Annotated in this window: 13 protein-coding genes; 11 read left to right on the forward strand and 2 right to left on the reverse strand. The window is 57.9% G+C overall.

Annotated elements, in window-relative coordinates:
- Positions 1 to 21: 21 nt before the first annotated feature.
- From tal to GIR22_RS26015, 8 genes are all read left to right on the forward strand, one after another.
- Positions 22 to 945, forward strand: coding sequence for a transaldolase (gene tal / locus GIR22_RS20730; protein ID WP_154745132.1), 924 nt, complete (start codon positions 22 to 24; stop codon positions 943 to 945).
- 77 nt (positions 946 to 1022) lie between these two features.
- The gene (locus GIR22_RS20735) at positions 1023 to 1322 is read left to right on the forward strand and encodes a DUF3144 domain-containing protein (RefSeq protein ID WP_154745133.1); all 300 of its coding nucleotides are present in this window, start codon (positions 1023 to 1025) and stop codon (positions 1320 to 1322) included.
- A gap of 300 nt (positions 1323 to 1622) precedes the next feature.
- Entirely contained in the window at positions 1623 to 2015 is a 393-nt protein-coding gene (locus GIR22_RS20740; protein ID WP_154745134.1) for a DUF4172 domain-containing protein, read from the forward strand.
- 60 nt (positions 2016 to 2075) lie between these two features.
- A complete protein-coding gene (locus tag GIR22_RS20745) occupies positions 2076 to 3776 on the forward strand; it encodes a hypothetical protein (RefSeq protein ID WP_154745135.1) in 1701 nt (566 codons plus the stop codon).
- Positions 3773 to 4378 (forward strand): aspartyl/asparaginyl beta-hydroxylase domain-containing protein, encoded by a 606-nt coding sequence (locus tag GIR22_RS20750; RefSeq protein ID WP_154745136.1) that lies wholly within the window; start codon positions 3773 to 3775, stop codon positions 4376 to 4378. Before GIR22_RS20745 ends, GIR22_RS20750 begins: the two co-directional genes overlap by 4 nt.
- Before the next feature lie 100 nt (positions 4379 to 4478).
- Positions 4479 to 5879, forward strand: coding sequence for a UDP-N-acetylmuramoyl-tripeptide--D-alanyl-D-alanine ligase (locus tag GIR22_RS20755; protein ID WP_154745137.1), 1401 nt, complete (start codon positions 4479 to 4481; stop codon positions 5877 to 5879).
- A 54-nt stretch (positions 5880 to 5933) separates the two neighbouring features.
- Positions 5934 to 7007 (forward strand): hypothetical protein, encoded by a 1074-nt coding sequence (locus GIR22_RS20760; RefSeq protein ID WP_154745138.1) that lies wholly within the window; start codon positions 5934 to 5936, stop codon positions 7005 to 7007.
- Between the two features lie 39 nt (positions 7008 to 7046).
- The gene (locus GIR22_RS26015; RefSeq protein ID WP_178122382.1) at positions 7047 to 9002 is read left to right on the forward strand and encodes a serine hydrolase; all 1956 of its coding nucleotides are present in this window, start codon (positions 7047 to 7049) and stop codon (positions 9000 to 9002) included.
- 76 nt (positions 9003 to 9078) lie between these two features.
- Here the strand turns inward: GIR22_RS26015 and GIR22_RS20770 are convergent, their stop codons facing one another.
- Positions 9079 to 10266, reverse strand: coding sequence for an MFS transporter (locus GIR22_RS20770; protein ID WP_154745139.1), 1188 nt, complete (start codon positions 10264 to 10266; stop codon positions 9079 to 9081).
- A gap of 128 nt (positions 10267 to 10394) precedes the next feature.
- Here GIR22_RS20770 and GIR22_RS20775 point away from each other — a divergent pair, with 128 nt between their 5' ends.
- The 3 genes from GIR22_RS20775 to aldA all read left to right on the forward strand — a co-directional run bounded on the left by GIR22_RS20775 (position 10395) and on the right by aldA (position 15224).
- Positions 10395 to 11288, forward strand: a complete 894-nt coding sequence (locus GIR22_RS20775) for a LysR family transcriptional regulator (protein ID WP_154745140.1) — start codon at positions 10395 to 10397, stop codon at positions 11286 to 11288.
- Positions 11289 to 11553: 265 nt separating this feature from the next.
- A complete protein-coding gene (locus GIR22_RS20780; RefSeq protein WP_154745141.1) occupies positions 11554 to 13728 on the forward strand; it encodes a PQQ-dependent dehydrogenase, methanol/ethanol family in 2175 nt (724 codons plus the stop codon).
- Between the two features lie 53 nt (positions 13729 to 13781).
- Positions 13782 to 15224 (forward strand): aldehyde dehydrogenase, encoded by a 1443-nt coding sequence (gene aldA / locus GIR22_RS20785; protein ID WP_154745142.1) that lies wholly within the window; start codon positions 13782 to 13784, stop codon positions 15222 to 15224.
- Between the two features lie 48 nt (positions 15225 to 15272).
- Here aldA and GIR22_RS20790 read toward each other — a convergent pair.
- A partial coding sequence (locus tag GIR22_RS20790) for a sigma-54-dependent Fis family transcriptional regulator (RefSeq protein ID WP_154745143.1) occupies positions 15273 to 16198 on the reverse strand: 926 nt, incomplete at its 5' end.

Consider the following 16198-nt stretch of genomic DNA (forward strand, 5'->3'; position numbering starts at 1 on the left):
CCCTCTGGAGACTGCTCGCTGATGACTTCCAAGCTTGAACAACTCAAAGCCTTTACCACCGTGGTCTGCGACACCGGCGACCTGGAAGCCATCACCCGCCTGCGCCCGGTCGACGCCACCACCAACCCGTCCTTGCTGCTCAAGGCCTCGGCCATTGCGCATTACTCGGATATTCTGCGCAGCTCCGTCGACCTGGCCAAGGGGGACCTGGGCCTGGCCTGCGATCAGTTTTCCGTGGCCGTGGGCTGCGGCATCCTCAAGGCGATCCCGGGACGCATCTCCACAGAAGTCGACGCGCGCCTGTCCTTTGATGAAGAGGCGCTGTGGGCCAAGGCCAACCAGTTGATCGCCCTGTACGACAAGGCTGGCGTCAGCCGCGATCGGGTGCTGATCAAACTGGCCTCTACCTGGGAAGGCATCCGCACCGCCGAACGCCTGGAAAAAGCCGGCATCCAGACCAACCTGACACTGCTGTTCTCCTTCGCCCAGGCTGCCGCCTGCGCCGACGCGGGGGTGTTCCTGATCTCGCCTTTCGTCGGCCGTATCTACGACTGGTACCGCAAAAATACCGGACTGGATTACACCGGCGCGAAAGACCCGGGCGTGCAGTCGGTGACGCGGATCTACAACTACTACAAGTCCAACGATATTCAGACTGTGGTCATGGGCGCCAGCTTCCGTAACCTGAGCCAGGTCGAACAGTTGGCTGGTTGCGACCGGCTGACCATCAGCCCCGACTTGCTGCAAAAGCTTGATGAGGATCATGGGGTATTGGAGCGCCAGTTGGTGCCAGGAGCTGCTGGGGAGGCGCTGCAGAACCTCAATGAACCGCAGTTTCGCTGGGCGTCCAATGAAGATGCGATGGCAACAGAGAAACTCGCAGAGGGGATTCGGCAGTTTGCGCGGGATCAGGAAGCCCTGGAAGCGGTGTTGGCAGGGCTATAAGCAGTGCTATAAGTAGTGCCGAGTTAAAACACTGAATTTGATCAGCCGCTTAACAATGATCAGCAAGGTAACTCTTAATGGCCGACACCACTGACCAAGCATTCTACGATCGTGCAGACGCGCATATAAACCTGTCGAACGAGCAGCTTAAAACGTTTGAAAGTCTCGGCCAGGTAAGTGCTTCGATGATGTTTGGCACCACACGATTCAATGCTTGGGTAAGCGCCTGCGGCTTTAAAACCGGCGCGGAGATGGCCGCCGCTCGCGAAGCGCTGTTGAAGTACTTCTGTGAGCAGTACCGGATGATGCTTGAGGATAATCTCGACGATCACATCAACAATTTCGGTCATTACATGAGGGCAAACGCGCCTGGTTGAACTGGGCGATTTTGTCGCAGGGACTGACTCATGCAACGCAGCGTGATTTTGCGAAACCCAGGCAGGGCAGGCGCCAGTTTCAGCGGATTGCTTGGGGACGCACGTCCCGCACTCGGCCTCGGTGAAATGACAGTCTAAGGAGATTGTCATGCAGATCAACGCAATCACGAATGGGATTAGACCACCGTCACAAACTAACGGCGCGGCGTGTCATTTTTACCAGTTCTGATTGATCGGCTCTCGCTTTATCAATCCTATTGCTGCTATATAGTGATTGATAGAAAAGGAGTTTTATCAATTATGCACTGGGACTGGCAACTTCCCGTCCGGCCTGATTTTCGCTTCGGCACGGAACGAATTCGCGTATCAGAAGAGCACTTCCTCAAAGGCTCTGGCATCGTCATTGGCGCGCTGCATCACCTTGATGCCGATGCCCGCGATGGCCTTACCCTCGAACTTATCTCGCAAGGGGTCGCCGATCGCTCCACGATCGCAGGTGAAACTCAGGGTCGCGCCAGCGTCCAGTCATCGTATTGTCTTCAAGAAGCACTGACCCAGATCCGTTTCGAACTTCGTATAAGTCAATCGCAATACAGGGCTGCCACCCTTGATGCACACACCGCCAGCAAGACGGTGTCCGACTATCTCCTCAAGCCAATGAACCGCACCCGCGAGGCGCTGCGTGAGCGGTGAGCCATGCTGCCCCTACCGAGGGATGCAGCTGCCCGTGGTGATGACTCCAATGAGGTCGACATGACTGATGATGTGGTTTTTGCACTGTTGCACCCGATCTATGCTCGCTTGCAGGATGTTGCTGTTCCTGTAGGAGAGGCAGGGTCGGAGTACATCTTCTTCTTTTCCTATACCGATGGCCGCAGCCGCGCACGGGTCGAGACATTCCGGGGGGCGACGTTTGCCGATGCCTGGCAGCGAGGACTTGTACGACTGCGCAAGCTGGTGGCAAAGAATCCGGACATCCTTCGCTGGCTACGCGTGGATATCGTCGACGAAATGCGTAAGAGCGACTGGGGAACGCTGAAGCGACAGCTTACCCAGGTGAAGCGTAATTATTGTCGTCAGGGTATTTCGCTTGACCCCAGTTGCCGTCACGCCTTTCTGGAAACTGAAATTAACGCCAATGCCATGTTCTATGGCGGCCCCAAATATCCTCATTGTGTGGTCAACGAGAAGAATTTCCAGCTCTACGCCAAGCTTCGCCATGGCCTCGGGAGTGTGGACCTGGAGGACGGCACGGCGGTTTGGACGTTTTCATCCCACGGTTTCTTCCTCGACCAGGAGAGGCCCGACGAGCTGCACGAGATCGCGGGGCCGGGCAGGTCAGCGGGCTATCGCGTCGTCGAAGCACTGGACGATGACCTCCTTTCTACGCTGATCAAAAGCAGTAGCTCGTTTCTGGCTAGGCAGGTGGGCGACGACGGCCGGTTCATCTATGGGTTGCACCCCTGTTTTAATCGGGAAATCGACGCCTACAACGGCCTTCGGCATGCCAGCACAACCTATGCGATGATCGAAGCATGGGAGGTGACGCAAGACGACGCGTTGTGGGCCGCCATCGAGCGCTCGCTTGCCTGGCTTCGACGGGAGGCAATCTGCACTGTAGCCCTGCCTGACGGCTCCGAAGCAGCGTTTCTGGTCGATGTCGGCAATGAGATCAAGCTGGGCGCCAACGCCGTCGCGATCCTCGCCTTTACACAGCACGCCGTCGTGACCGGTTGCACCGATCATCTGCCGCTGCTCGAAAAACTGGCCCTGGGCATCCAGCATATGCAACGGAGCGAGGACGGCTCCTTCGTTCATGTACTGAACTATCCGGACCTCACCCTGAAGGAAGCCTTCCGCACCATTTATTATGAAGGAGAGGCGGCCTTCGGGTTGATGCGCCTCTACAGCCTGACGGGCGACGAACGCTGGCTGACAACGGTGGAAAAAGCCTTCGAGCACTTCATTGCGAAGGAGCACTGGCGGCACAATGACCATTGGCTGAGCTACTGTGTCAATGAACTCACCCGCTATAGGCCGCAAGAGCGCTACTTCCGCTTCGGCCTCGAGAATGTGCGCAACTATCTCGATTTCGTCCTGAACCGGATCACGACCTTTCCGACCCTGCTGGAATTGATGATGGCCAGTGAGGCGATGCTGGCGCGGATTGAAGCGTTGCCCGACATGCAGCATCTGCTCAGCGAAATCGATCTGTCCAAATTCCATCGTGCGCTGCATTACCGTGCCCGTTACCTCTTGAACGGCTATTTCTGGCCGGAGCTGGCGATGTTCTATGCCAATCCGCAGCGCATCGTCGGTTCGTTCTTCATTCGCCACCATGCCTTTCGCGTCCGCATCGACGATGTGGAGCATTATCTCTCTGGAATAGTGGCTTACCGAAGAAAGGTTATCGGAAGTGTCAATCAAGTCAGGAAGGTGGAGGCTACAGTATGAAATCCGAAAATTACATGTTCGCTAAACTCATGGGGTTTTCAGCGGATGTTGACCTGTTGAAGAAACACTTCCTTGAGGAGGTCACGAAAACCGACCCCATTTTATTCAAGGATAACAATGTTAAATATTACGGGTGGGCGATCACGAGTCGTGATGGAAGCGTCGACGATGGCGTCAAGAGAATATCGGACAACACCAATAATATTCGCGGTGTGACGCCGACGAAGGTGTGCTCGGGGTATCTGCTTGAGGTGATGGACAGCCTGAAGGACGCAGGTGTCTCCCCCTATCGCGCGCGTCTGATGCAGATGGAAAGTGAAGGCGATGAGATGCAGTTCCATGTCGATGCAACCAAGGAAACCTGGCGCCTTCATATCCCGATCACGACCAACCCCGACTGCCTCTTCGAGTGGCGAAGGGAAGACGGGACTATTGAGTCCGTTCATCTTCCAGCTGACGGCTCGGCGTGGCTGGTTCGGGTCGACGTCCAGCATCGTGCTATCAATAAAAGCAAGGGGAGTGCGAGCAGGGTTCATCTGCTCATGGGATGCGCAGACGGCCTCAAGACCGGCATGCTGTCAGAGCCTTGTATCAAGATATGATCCGAGTCAGCTATGTTTGATGTAGCTTCATTTACTTCGCAAGATCTGGTCGAGCGTTACGATCGCGGCCATCGGCCAACATACTGAAGGAGTTCAAGGGATGAGCGTACCGCCTAGAGCAGCAGGCTGGTCGGCAGCGGAAATGGCGCAGCTGACGGGGGGCGAATGGCTTGTCCCACCCGCTGAGGAAAGCTGGAGCACTACAGGTATCTGTGCAGAGGCCACGCAATTCGGTCCAGGCCAGATGCTTCTCGCTCCCGCTGGCGCTGCCGGCCTCAGGCCCACTGTCGTTGAGCGCCTGGCACCGAAGTCGCTGGGTATCATCGCCGAAGATGGTAGCGGATATGTCCGTTCTGGCTTGCCGGTGCTGAAGGTTCCGGATCTGCGCAAGACCGTGACAATCCTCGCAAAGGCCGCCCGCCTGGACTTCAAGGGGACTGTCCTTGCCGTAACTGGCAGTGTTGGCAAAACGACCACGGTCGCGATGGCGGCGCATGCGCTCGCCGGTATCGGCAAAAGCGATCGTAGCCGGACATCCGCCAACTCATCTTACGGTATCGGTTGGAACCTCGCATCGATGAGCCGGGATGCGCAGTTTTGGGTTCAGGAAATGGCGATCGGCCGAATGGACGTCTGCAGCGGCCTCGTTGAACCCGACGTTGCGATCGTGACCGCCATTGCTCCCGCTCATCTGGCGGATTTCAGCAGCACCGAGAATATCGCGAAGCTGAAAGCCAGAATCTACCAAGGCATGAAGCCAGGTGGGATAGCCGTCATCAACCGGGACATGCCGGAGTTTCATATCTTCGAGGCGGCAGCGCTTGACGCGCAGTTGCGGATCGTGAGCTTTGGCAGCACCGAGGATTGTGATGCAAGATTTCTTGAGTTCGAGGGGAGCACCGTTCGCGCAGTTGTCCTAGGCAAGACGCATGCTTTCGAACTCGGAGCGCCGGGTCGCCATATGGCAATGAACGCCGTCGCGGTGCTCGCCTCGGTCGCTGGCCTCGGGCTCGATGTGGCTGCGGCTGCTCGGCAATTCGAGAGTTTCAAACCCCTGACAGGGCGAGGCAAACGCAGCAAAGCAACCTTTGGCGAAAAGCGGATCGAGGTTTGGGACGATTCCTATAATGCCAATCCAACTTCTATGCGTGCGGCCCTCCAGACGATGCAGGCGTCGGCCTCCATTGCGCAATCATCTCGCCTCTTGGTGCTTGGCGATATGCTCGAACTGGGCCCTGACGCACAGGACATGCACCTGAGTATGGAAGGTGACATCCTGGCTGCAAGGCCCGACCGGATACTGTTTTGCGGTCCGCTGATGAAGGCCGTTGCTGACCGCGTGCTGTGCGAGGGCAAGGGCCGGTGGTTCCCGGATGTCGAGGCCATGGCGCTAGCACTGAGGCCCTGGATTCATGACGGGGACGTGGTGCTTGTCAAGGCATCGCACGGTACTCATCTTGAAAGGATCGTGAAGATATTATTGGAAGGAGCTGACAAGTGACGCGACCGTGGCAATTTTGGAACCTGTCGCTCAGTCATTGAGCGGCACCAGCCCATGCCCTTCCTATTATCTTTTCCTCATCGGCTGATCGCTATCTATGCCGTTGCCATTGCCATTGCGCTGGTTTCTGGGCGTGCCCTGAGTGCTGATCCGGCGTCTCCTCAAAAAGACACTGCCGGTTATTGCCGGAATGAGACGTCCAGGGTGCTTTCCGGGCTGGATCGCATCCATGTCCGCGACGAGTTCCGAATCATCTATGCCACGCAAGGGCCGCATGCTCTTCCCAACGTCCGCGATATCAATAAGAACGGTATTCCCGATCAGGTGGAAGATATCGCCACTCAAATGGTCACGGCGCGTCGCATTTATTCGCAAGTTATCGGCCTCAAGCAGCCGCTGAGCATGCCGCGTTATGCCCGTGTGAAATCCATCGATGTGTTTCTTCTGAATATGAAGAAGGGGAACGGATTAGCCTATGACGAGGTGATCAACTACAGGCTGGGTTTCGATGGTGGCGATGGCCGGTGCACCCTACGGATCGACCTCAAGAATAATCTTCCCAGACAGAATGTATCGCCCGCGCATGAGTTGTTTCACCTTTATCAATACAGCTATTCCATGTTCAAGGCTCGGTGGTTCCTGGAAGGAACAGCGCGGTGGGCGGAATATGCCCTGAGGCCTGGCGCCGGTCCGCAAAAAACGCTGCCGGCCACTGGAGAGGCCGTCCGCAGCCAGGTTTTTTCCCAGACCTACCGAGCCAGTGGCTTGTGGAATCGCCTGGCCGTGATTACCGATCCGCTCGGCCGCCTTCACTTGCCGCAAGCTCTCGCCGAGATGACCTATGTCGATGGAAGCACCGTGATCCACGACGATATCCTTCACGGTCCTGCTTTCATCCTGGCAGTTTTCGAAGAGCTTGAGCGCCTGAGCATCAGCGTTTCATCCCGCAATGGGTGGAACAGATATAACTGGAAAGAAACCGACCAGAAATCGCCGGTCCATGACGAAGAAATATTTCACGCGGTTATGAGGGCCTTGCAGAAAAGCGCTACGCCAGTCGGCCTTAAAGACCGCAGGGTCAAGACTTTGATCGAAATGGACTCCCAGTCTTTTGCTCCGAAAAGCTAACGAAATCGTCGATATATGAATAAAAGAGAGGAATAGAGATTGGGCATTCTCACAAGATCGCTGGCCATATCCTCGAGCAGGATCTGGCGCATCTTCAAATGGGGGTGTCTCAAGTATTGCTACGCGGTGACGGGGCGACCGCGGATTGCGAACTCACATCTCGGTGATCAGCCCACACTAGGCCCCTTCGAGAAACCTCGCCCGAAAACCCTCAGCATCGTTACTGGCAATACTTCATTTTCAGCTGACGAGGCGCTTCACGGAACAGTGGCCACTCAGGCGTTGTGCGCGCAAATCCCCAATGGACTGTGGATCGAGGCTGAAGGCCAGGGCTATTGCATCAGATATTATGCATACGGCCTGGAGAGCCCCAAAAATTCGCAGGTATTGGTCTATTTCGGCGGCGATGTCCTCCTCACGACGTCCAAAGGCGTACGCCATATTGCAGCATCCTATCAGTCCCTGAGTCCGGCCCAGATCGAGGCGGGCATGGCCGAATGGTCCTGCAAGGCGAATGCCCCCGCCATACACCTTGCTCGCCCTGGTCTTCACGGGTCCTCGGGCAATCACCACATGAGGCGGCAACCGCTCGAGATTGCCCTCATGGATCAGGCTCTTGATGCGTTGAAGCAGCGATACAATATCGGCTCGTTCATCCTGACCGGACAATCAGGCGGCGGCCAGATCGTGGCGGCGCTTCTCAGTCGGCGCGAGGATATTACCGCTGCCGTGCTGGCCTCGTCCCTGCTGTCGGTCAAGCAGGTAGCCGCTCATTGGGAGTATCAGCGCAATATCCCGGCACGGTTCCTCTATGATGCCCACCGCTTTTATGACCCCCTCGATGATATTGGACGGATCCCCAAGGCGCCGCCACCCGCCATTTATGTGATTTCCGATCCTGAAGACCAGGCCGTGCCCTTCAGCACGCAGCTACGCTATGTGCGCTACCTGCGCGAAGCGAAATTCGAGCCGCAGCATATCTTCGCGCATGCGCAGGCTCCCGCACACCATGTACTGGCCCAACATGCGCGACTTGCGGCCGCACTGATTGCCAAAAGCGCAACGCCGCAGACTATTCGTGCCCAACTCAAGGCGCTCGACTGGGAGCAACTGCGTAACAAAAGTGCAGCTCCCGGCCCTCGTCCTTTCGAGCGTTATTCGCTTCCCGATATCGACGCCCGGGGCGCCATCAGCCTGAAACTTGCAAAGGGAGCAGAGAAAAAGCATGAACTGCTCTTCGACAAATCATCGACCAAACGTTTGCCGCCGGCCTCGCTGACGAAACTGATGACTGCGGTCGTCATGTTCGACCTTATGCCAAGGTTCGGACACTCTCTCACCGATTATCTGGACATCGATGAGGCGGACGTCTCTGGAGGATCAGGGACCAACCTCAAGCCAGGCGAGAAGATCGCGTTTGGCGATGCGATCGTCAACCTGATGCTGCCTTCCTCCAATATCACCGCAAACGCGGTTGCGCGCACATTCGGGCGATTGCTCCTCGATGATGAAGGCAACTGCGCAAGCGACGCTCCAAAGCGGTTTATTGCCGAGATGAATGCCAAGGCCGCACAGCTCGGAATGTGCGATACACAGTTCATTAATCCAAGCGGGCAGCCCGTACGCGGACAACTGACGACCGCTGCCGACATGGCAAGGCTCATGCTGACGGTGATGCAATATCCGCAAATCACTGAAAGCTGGGGGAAACCCAGCCATGTCATGCAGGTGCTTGGACCGACACCCCGGCAACAGAAGATCAATTCGACCGTCAAGGTCATCAACGACTACGATGTCTTGGGCGGCAAGACAGGAACGATCCTGTCCGGCTGTTACAACGTCGCGGTCCTGTCAGAGGCACCGAATGGCGATCGCATCGTTACGGTGATATTGCACGCGTGCGACCCAATGGCACTGTATAGCGATTTGCGGTGCATTCTCGACGCGGTAAAGCGTGGCAGGGACTGGTGCCTGCCAATGGCTGAGGCGGTGTAAGAACCCACTGATGGGGCCACCCATTAGCCGGTCTCAAGTCAAGGTCCATAACCCATCTCCCGAAGCGTTGCGCGGCTCAAGCGGTTCGAGATGATGCCGAGCGTGACGTCAGAACGGTCACAAATGCGCCAAGCAGCAGCACGACTGCGCTAGCGATAAAAGTGCTCTGGTAGCCGCGACTATCGAACAGCAGTCCACCAACGGTGGAGCCCAGAGCAATGGCCAGTTGAATCACGGCCACCATCAAACCGCCGCCAGCCTCGGCATTATCTGGCAAGGCCTGTGCGACCCAGCTCCACCAGCCCACCGGGGCCGCAGTCGCCAACAGTCCCCATAAGCCCAGCAGGGCGGCAACGACAATGACCGAGCTTCCAAAAGGGATCAGTGCCAAAGCGACCAAGGCCATCAAGACCGGAATTGTCATCAATGTCCGGAACAGGCTGCGCCTTAGGTATCGGCCGATGATCAGGGTGCCGATAAAGCCTGCTGCACCGATCACCAGCAAGATCAACGACAAGGTGGATACATCTACGCGCGTCACCGTTTCAAGGAAGGGCCGCAGGTAGGTGAACAACGCAAACTGCCCCATGAAGAAGGCCCCGCAGCCGACCATACCCAGCGCCACTGACCGATTCCTGAAGAGCTTGAATACGTTCCCGGAGCCTGGTGTGCGCAATTCTACCTTCATGGCCGGCAAGCTGATGCACATCCAGATGAGGGCAATCGCCGCGACGGGCACCACACACAAAAAAGCGCCGCGCCAGCCAATGGTCGAGCCCAGGTAGCTGCCCAGCGGTGCGGCAATTACGGTAGCCAACGCATTACCGCCGTTGAAGATGGCCAACGCTTTCGGTACCTGTGTGGCAGGTACCAAGCGCATGGCCGTCGCAGCGGACATTGACCAGAAACCGCCAATGACTACACCGATAAGCGCACGGCCGATCATGTAAGTCTGATAGTCGGACGCCATCCCGACTATCACGCCAGAGACGGCCATCAACCCAGCCAATGCCAGCAGCAGTATCTTGCGATCGAGGGTTCTCGCAATCCATGAGATCGACAGGCTGGTCAGCACGGCAAATGCCCCGGAAATCGCAATGCCTTGCCCGGCCATCCCCTCGCTAACATGAAGATCAACAGCCATCGGCGTCAGCAGGCTGACAGGCATGAACTCCGAAGCGATCAGGACGAAAACACAAAGTGTCATTGCAAAGACACCGCCCCAGTGTGCAGGAGCCTCGTTGCTGGTTGAAACAGTGTCCATCGGTGCCTCAGGGTCATTCGTGTTCATACCGATAATGGTGACAAACGAATGCTTGCGCGACTAGCTAATGAATACTTTACGAGGCTATAAGTGTAGCTAATTAATGGGCCATCAAAGGCGCTTCACACATGGTCAGAAGAAACCTCAACGATCTGCTGTCTTTCGTCACAGTGGCGCGCGAAGGCAGCTTCACCCGAGCCGCCGGGGTACTGGGTGTTACCCAATCTGCGCTGAGTCAGGCCATCAGCGGCCTGGAAACACGCCTGCAAATCAGGTTGCTGGCGCGTACTACACGCAGCGTCTCGCCGACCGTTGCTGGCGAGCGTCTGTTGCAAGCGATCGGTAATCGATTCGATGAAATCGAAGCGGAACTGGATATCCTGACGCAAATGCGCGACAAGCCTGCAGGCACCGTACGCATCACTTGCGGCGATCATGTTCTGCGCACGACGTTGCTCCCCAAACTCACTGCGTTGTTACACGAATACCCGGACATCAACGTTGAGTTCGACGTCAATTACGGATTCAGAGACATCGTGGCGGATCGTTTTGATGCAGGTGTACGCCTGGGTGACACCATCGACAAGGATATGGTCGCAGTCCCGATAGGCCCACTATTGCGGATGGCTGCCGTGGCTTCGCCAGCGTATTTTGCCGCCCGAGGCACTCCCAAAAAACCGCACGACTTGATGAACCATAACTGTATCAACCAGCGCATGCAGACATCAGGTGGGCTCTATGTATGGGACTTTGAGCGGCGAGGCAAACATGTGAACGTGCGAGTAGATGGCCAGCTCATTTTCAACACGTCGACCCATATCGTGGATGCGACATTAGCCGGGCTGGGCATTGCGTACCTGCCAGAAGAAGAGTTTGAGCCGCACCTGCGCGAAGGCAGGCTGGTGCGTGTGCTGGAAGATTGGTGCCTGCCGTTTTCTGGATACTATTTGTATTACCCCAGCCGTCGGCAACCCTCACCCGCATTTACGCTGGTTGCCAATGCATTGCGCAAAGCCTGGTAGAGGGGCGAACTGACGGGTCAGATGGGATGGCGCTCAAGGTCACCTCATTGCGTCGGGGTACAGCGACAATGGGTTTCCTGACGCAGTTGTCGCGCAGTGTGCTCTACGAAATACGACAGGTGTAGCGTGACAGGACGGTATCGCGCCGCCAGAAGTTTCTAACTAACTGAAGTAAAAAGAATTATCCCGCGTGGCACAACGTTTGCTCTTGCTGTGTTCAACCGGGGCACATGCGCTCCCGGTTCTAATAAGAACGGAGAGCCTCATGAACCGACCTGGCCCATACCTTCGCCTTCCCGGCGTACCGACCAGCCTGTTTATCACCGCTGTTGCATTAAGTGTCGCTTTCACGGCCCAAAGCTACGCCGCTGATAAGCCCGCCGCCGTGGATGGGGCGCGCATCAGCGCTGCCGACCAGGAGCCCGGTAACTGGATGAGTCACGGGCGCACTTACGACGAGCAGCGCTTCAGCCCGCTGACAAAAATCAACGACAGCAACGTCGCGGGGCTGGGGTTGGCCTGGACCTATAAGCTGGACATCGACCGTGGTGTGGAAGCAACACCGATTGTGGTCGACGGCGTGATGTACACCACTGGACCGTTTTCGGTGGTCTACGCGCTGGATGCCCGCAGCGGCAAATTGTTGTGGAAGTACGACCCGCATTCCGACCGCAGTCGTGCCGGCGAAGCCTGTTGCGATGCAGTGAACCGGGGCGTGGCGGTGTGGGAAGGGAAAGTCTTCGTCGGTGTGCTCGACGGTCGCCTGGAGGCGATCGATGCCAAGACCGGGGAAAGGGTCTGGTCGGTGGACACCCGCACCGACCCGAATCGCAGCATCACTATCACCGGTGCTCCTCGGGTGGTGAAGGGCAAGGTGATCATCGGCAATGGCGGTGCTGAATATGGCGTGCGTGGTTACATCACCGCCTACGACGCCAACACAGGCAAGCAAGACTGGCGGTTCTTTACCGTGCCCGGCGATCCGAAGCTGCCGCCAGAAAACAAGGCCATGGAAATCGCCAGCAAGACCTGGTTCGGCGATAAGTTTGTCGAGCAGGGCGGCGGCGGCACGGTCTGGGACTCGATGTCCTACGACCCGAAACTCAACCTGCTGTATATCGGCGTCGGCAACGCATCGTCGTGGAACCCGCGCCTGCGTTCCGAAGGCAAAGGTGACAACCTGTTCCTGTCCTCCATCGTCGCCATCAACCCGGACAACGGCGAGTATGTCTGGCACTACCAAACCACCCCCGGCGATGCCTGGGACTTCACCGCCACCGCACACATCATGCTCGCGGACCTGAAGATCGACGGCAAAATGCGTCAGGTGCTGATGCAGTCGCCAAAAAACGGCTTCTTCTACGTCATCGACCGCAAGACCGGCGAACTGCTGTCGGCCAAGAATATCGTACCGATCAATTGGGCCACCGGGGTCGACATGAAAACCGGGCGCCCGATCGTCGACGAAAAAGCCGCGGTCTATTGGCGCGACCCAGAGAAGAAAGCGCTGCTGGTGCAGCCGGGTTTTTGGGGCGCGCATGACTGGCAGCCGATGTCCTATAACCCGCAGACCGGGCTGGTCTACATCCCGGCGCACATCATGTCGGCGCTGTACCAGGACGTCGAAGGCCAGCCGCCGCGCAAGAAGTTCAAGAGCATGTACCAGTTGCAGGTCAACACCGGGATGATGCCCGAAGACCCGGACGGGCTGCGCAAACTGGCGGATACCTGGACGGGCAAACTGATCGCCTGGGACCCGCTCAAGCAGGAAGCACGTTGGGAAGTGCCGTACTCGACCATCTTCAACGGCGGCACCCTGAGCACGGCGGGCAATCTGCTTTTCGAGGGCACGGCGGACGGGCGTGTAGTCGCCTATTCGGCGGACAAGGGCAAAGTCCTGTGGGAGCAGCCGGCCAATACCGGCGTGATGGCGGGGCCGGTCACTTATGAGGTCGATGGTGAGCAGTACGTGACATTCATGGCCGGCTGGGGCGGGGCTTTTTCCACCTTTGCCGGGGCGCTGTCGTTACGCGCCGGGGTCAAGCCCAATGCGCAAGTGCTGACCTACAAGCTCGGTGGCACGGCCAAATTACCTGACCTGAAATACAAATACGCCGACCGCAAAGTCGATCCACCGGCGTTCACCGGCACCACCGAGCAAGTGGACAAAGGCCGGGCGCTGTTCAACGGCCACTGCGACACCTGTCACGGCATCAACGCCATCAGCGGCGGCGTGCTGCCGGATCTGCGCATGCTCAGCAAGGAAAATCACCAGATGTTCCTCGGCATTGTCTACGGCGGCCGGGTCAATGACGGCATGCCATCGTTTGCCGAGGAGCTCAAGCCGGATGAGGTGGAGTTGGTGCACCAATACATCATCAAGCGCGCCAACGACCTGAAGAAAGAGATGGCGTCGGCGAAGACGGCAGCCGCGAAGTAATTGCGTTGCAGGCGGATGCCGACCATGAACAGCATTTAGCAGAGGCAGAACACATGAGCTACTCATTACCCATCTACCAAAGCTACATCGACGGTGCCTTCAGCGCCGGCGACAATTTGATCGAAGTCTTCAACCCGGCCAACGGTGAACTACTGGGTTCGGTACCGGAAACCAACCTCAGCGAAGTTGAGCGTGCCATTGCCGCCGCTCGCACCGCGCAAAAGGCCTGGGCACGCAAGCCGGCCAACGAACGCGCAGGTTATCTGCACCGCATCGCCACCAAGGTTCGCGACAATGCCCAACGGCTGGCGCGGATCATCACCGCCGAGCAGGGCAAGACTCTGGGGCTGGCGTTGGTGGAGGTCAACTTCACAGCCGACTATCTGGATTACATGGCCGAGTGGGGCCGCCGCCTGGAAGGGGAAATCCTCACCAGCGACCGGCCAGGCGAAAACATCTTTGTGTTCCGTAAACCATTGGGCGTGGTGGCCGGGATCCTGCCGTGGAACTTCCCGTTCTTCCTGATCGCCCGCAAGCTCGCACCCGCCTTGATCACCGGCAATACCATCGTTATCAAGCCCAGCGAAGAAACTCCGATCAACTGCTTCGAATTCGCCCGGCTGCTGGCCGAAACGGATCTGCCCAAGGGCGTGGTCAATATCGTTTCAGGCAAAGGCGGCACAGTGGGCAATGCCCTCAGCGTCAGTTCCGGGGTGGACATGATCAACTTCACCGGCAGCGTCGCCACCGGCCAGCGGATCATGGCGGCGGCGGCGCACAACATCACCAAGCTCAATCTCGAACTTGGCGGCAAGGCGCCGGCGATTGTCCTGGCCGATGCGGACCTGGACCTGGCCGTGAAGGCGATCACTGCCTCGCGAGTGATCAACACCGGGCAAGTCTGCAACTGCGCCGAGCTGGTCTACGTCGAGCGCAAGGTGGCTGACCCGTTCATCGAGCAGATAAGTGCGGCCATGGCGGCCACCAAATACGGTGATCCGCTGACCGAGGAAGGGCTGGACATGGGGCCGCTGGTGAACAAGGCCGGGCTCGACAAAGTGGCGCAGATGGTCGAGACCGCGGTGGGCGACGGCGCGCAGGTGATCACCGGTGGCGCCATCGCCGACAGGAACGGCAAAGGCTTTCACTACCAGCCGACCGTGCTCGCCAACTGCCGCCAAGAGATGGAAATCATGCGCCAGGAGATCTTCGGGCCGGTGCTGCCGATCCAGATCGTCGACGACCTGGACGAAGCCATCGCCTTGGCCAACGATTGTGAGTTCGGCCTGACCTCGTCGATCTACACTCGGGACCTGACGGCGGCCCTGCGCGCCTGCAACGAAATCGACTTCGGTGAAACCTACATCAACCGTGAAAACTTCGAGGCGATGCAGGGCTTCCACGCCGGGGTTCGCAAGTCCGGAATCGGCGGCGCGGATGGTAAGCATGGGCTTTACGAATTCACCCATACCCATGTGGTGTATATCCAGATCTGAGGCTTTGAATCCGTAGCGGGGCTTGTTCGAGACCGCCTCGCTATGGGCTCAGGTGATCCGGTTGGGTTGCACGATCGCGTATTTTTTCATCTTGCGGTACAGCGTCGATCGAGCCACGGCGAGCTCCTCGGCCACGGCGGTGATGTTCCACTGGTGACGTCGCAACGCTTCCAGCAACCGCAAACCCTCATCGTCGGCGGTCAGTTGCGCCAAGGGCGGGCGGCTGACTGCTTGCGTGGGTGCGGTATGTGAGGGCGCTTCAAGCAACTCGACGGGCAGGCAATCGGTATTGATCCAATCGTCGTCAGCCATGGCCACGGCATAACGCAACACGTTGATCAACTGACGGATATTGCCAGGCCAGCCGTAGCGGGTCAGCAGGCGCATGCAGGCAGCATCGATCCGACAGTTTTCCCCGCCTGGCTGTTCGCGCAAGACCGCTTCAACCAGCGCCTGGATATCGCTGCGATCACGCAGGGCAGGCAGGTGCAGGATCATGCCGTTGAGGCGGTAGAACAGGTCCTCGCGGAACGTTTTGTCAGCGATCATCTGCGCCACGTTCTGGTGGGTGGCGCAGATCACCTGAATGTCCAGTGGCAACGGCGTGTCGGCACCCAGCGGGGAGATTTCACGCTCGGCCAGGACGCGCAGCAATCGCGTTTGCAGGTGTGCTGGCATGTCACCGATCTCATCGAGAAACAGCGTGCCGCCATTGGCAATTTCCAGTTTGCCCTTCATGCCTTTTTTACTGGCGCCGGTGAAGCTGCCGCTGCGGTAACCGAACAGTTCACTCTCGATCAGGGTTTCCGGAATGGCTGCGCAATTGAGCGCAACGAAGGGTCCAGCCCGACGCAGGCTCGCGAGGTGAATCGCCCGCGCGAAGGCTTCTTTGCCGGTGCCGGTTTCGCCGTTGATCAGGATCGGCAGGTCCTTGTCCAACACCCTGTACAGGCGCGCCACGCTCTGGAGCAGAT

Origin of the sequence: Pseudomonas karstica (assembly GCF_009707515.1) — a bacterium.
Lineage (GTDB): Bacteria > Pseudomonadota > Gammaproteobacteria > Pseudomonadales > Pseudomonadaceae > Aquipseudomonas > Aquipseudomonas karstica.

What these genes read in the sequence shown, in the direction of transcription:
- tal (WP_154745132.1), top strand. Translation starts at nt 22, where the DNA reads ATGACTTCCAAGCTTGAACAACTCAAAGCCTTTACCACCGTGGTCTGC.
- GIR22_RS20735 (WP_154745133.1), top strand. Translation starts at nt 1,023, where the DNA reads ATGGCCGACACCACTGACCAAGCATTCTACGATCGTGCAGACGCGCAT.
- GIR22_RS20740 (WP_154745134.1), top strand. Translation starts at nt 1,623, where the DNA reads ATGCACTGGGACTGGCAACTTCCCGTCCGGCCTGATTTTCGCTTCGGC.
- GIR22_RS20745 (WP_154745135.1), top strand. Translation starts at nt 2,076, where the DNA reads ATGACTGATGATGTGGTTTTTGCACTGTTGCACCCGATCTATGCTCGC.
- GIR22_RS20750 (WP_154745136.1), top strand. Translation starts at nt 3,773, where the DNA reads ATGAAATCCGAAAATTACATGTTCGCTAAACTCATGGGGTTTTCAGCG.
- GIR22_RS20755 (WP_154745137.1), top strand. Translation starts at nt 4,479, where the DNA reads ATGAGCGTACCGCCTAGAGCAGCAGGCTGGTCGGCAGCGGAAATGGCG.
- GIR22_RS20760 (WP_154745138.1), top strand. Translation starts at nt 5,934, where the DNA reads ATGCCCTTCCTATTATCTTTTCCTCATCGGCTGATCGCTATCTATGCC.
- GIR22_RS20770 (WP_154745139.1), bottom strand. Translation starts at nt 10,266, where the DNA reads ATGGACACTGTTTCAACCAGCAACGAGGCTCCTGCACACTGGGGCGGT.
- GIR22_RS20775 (WP_154745140.1), top strand. Translation starts at nt 10,395, where the DNA reads ATGGTCAGAAGAAACCTCAACGATCTGCTGTCTTTCGTCACAGTGGCG.
- GIR22_RS20780 (WP_154745141.1), top strand. Translation starts at nt 11,554, where the DNA reads ATGAACCGACCTGGCCCATACCTTCGCCTTCCCGGCGTACCGACCAGC.
- aldA (WP_154745142.1), top strand. Translation starts at nt 13,782, where the DNA reads ATGAGCTACTCATTACCCATCTACCAAAGCTACATCGACGGTGCCTTC.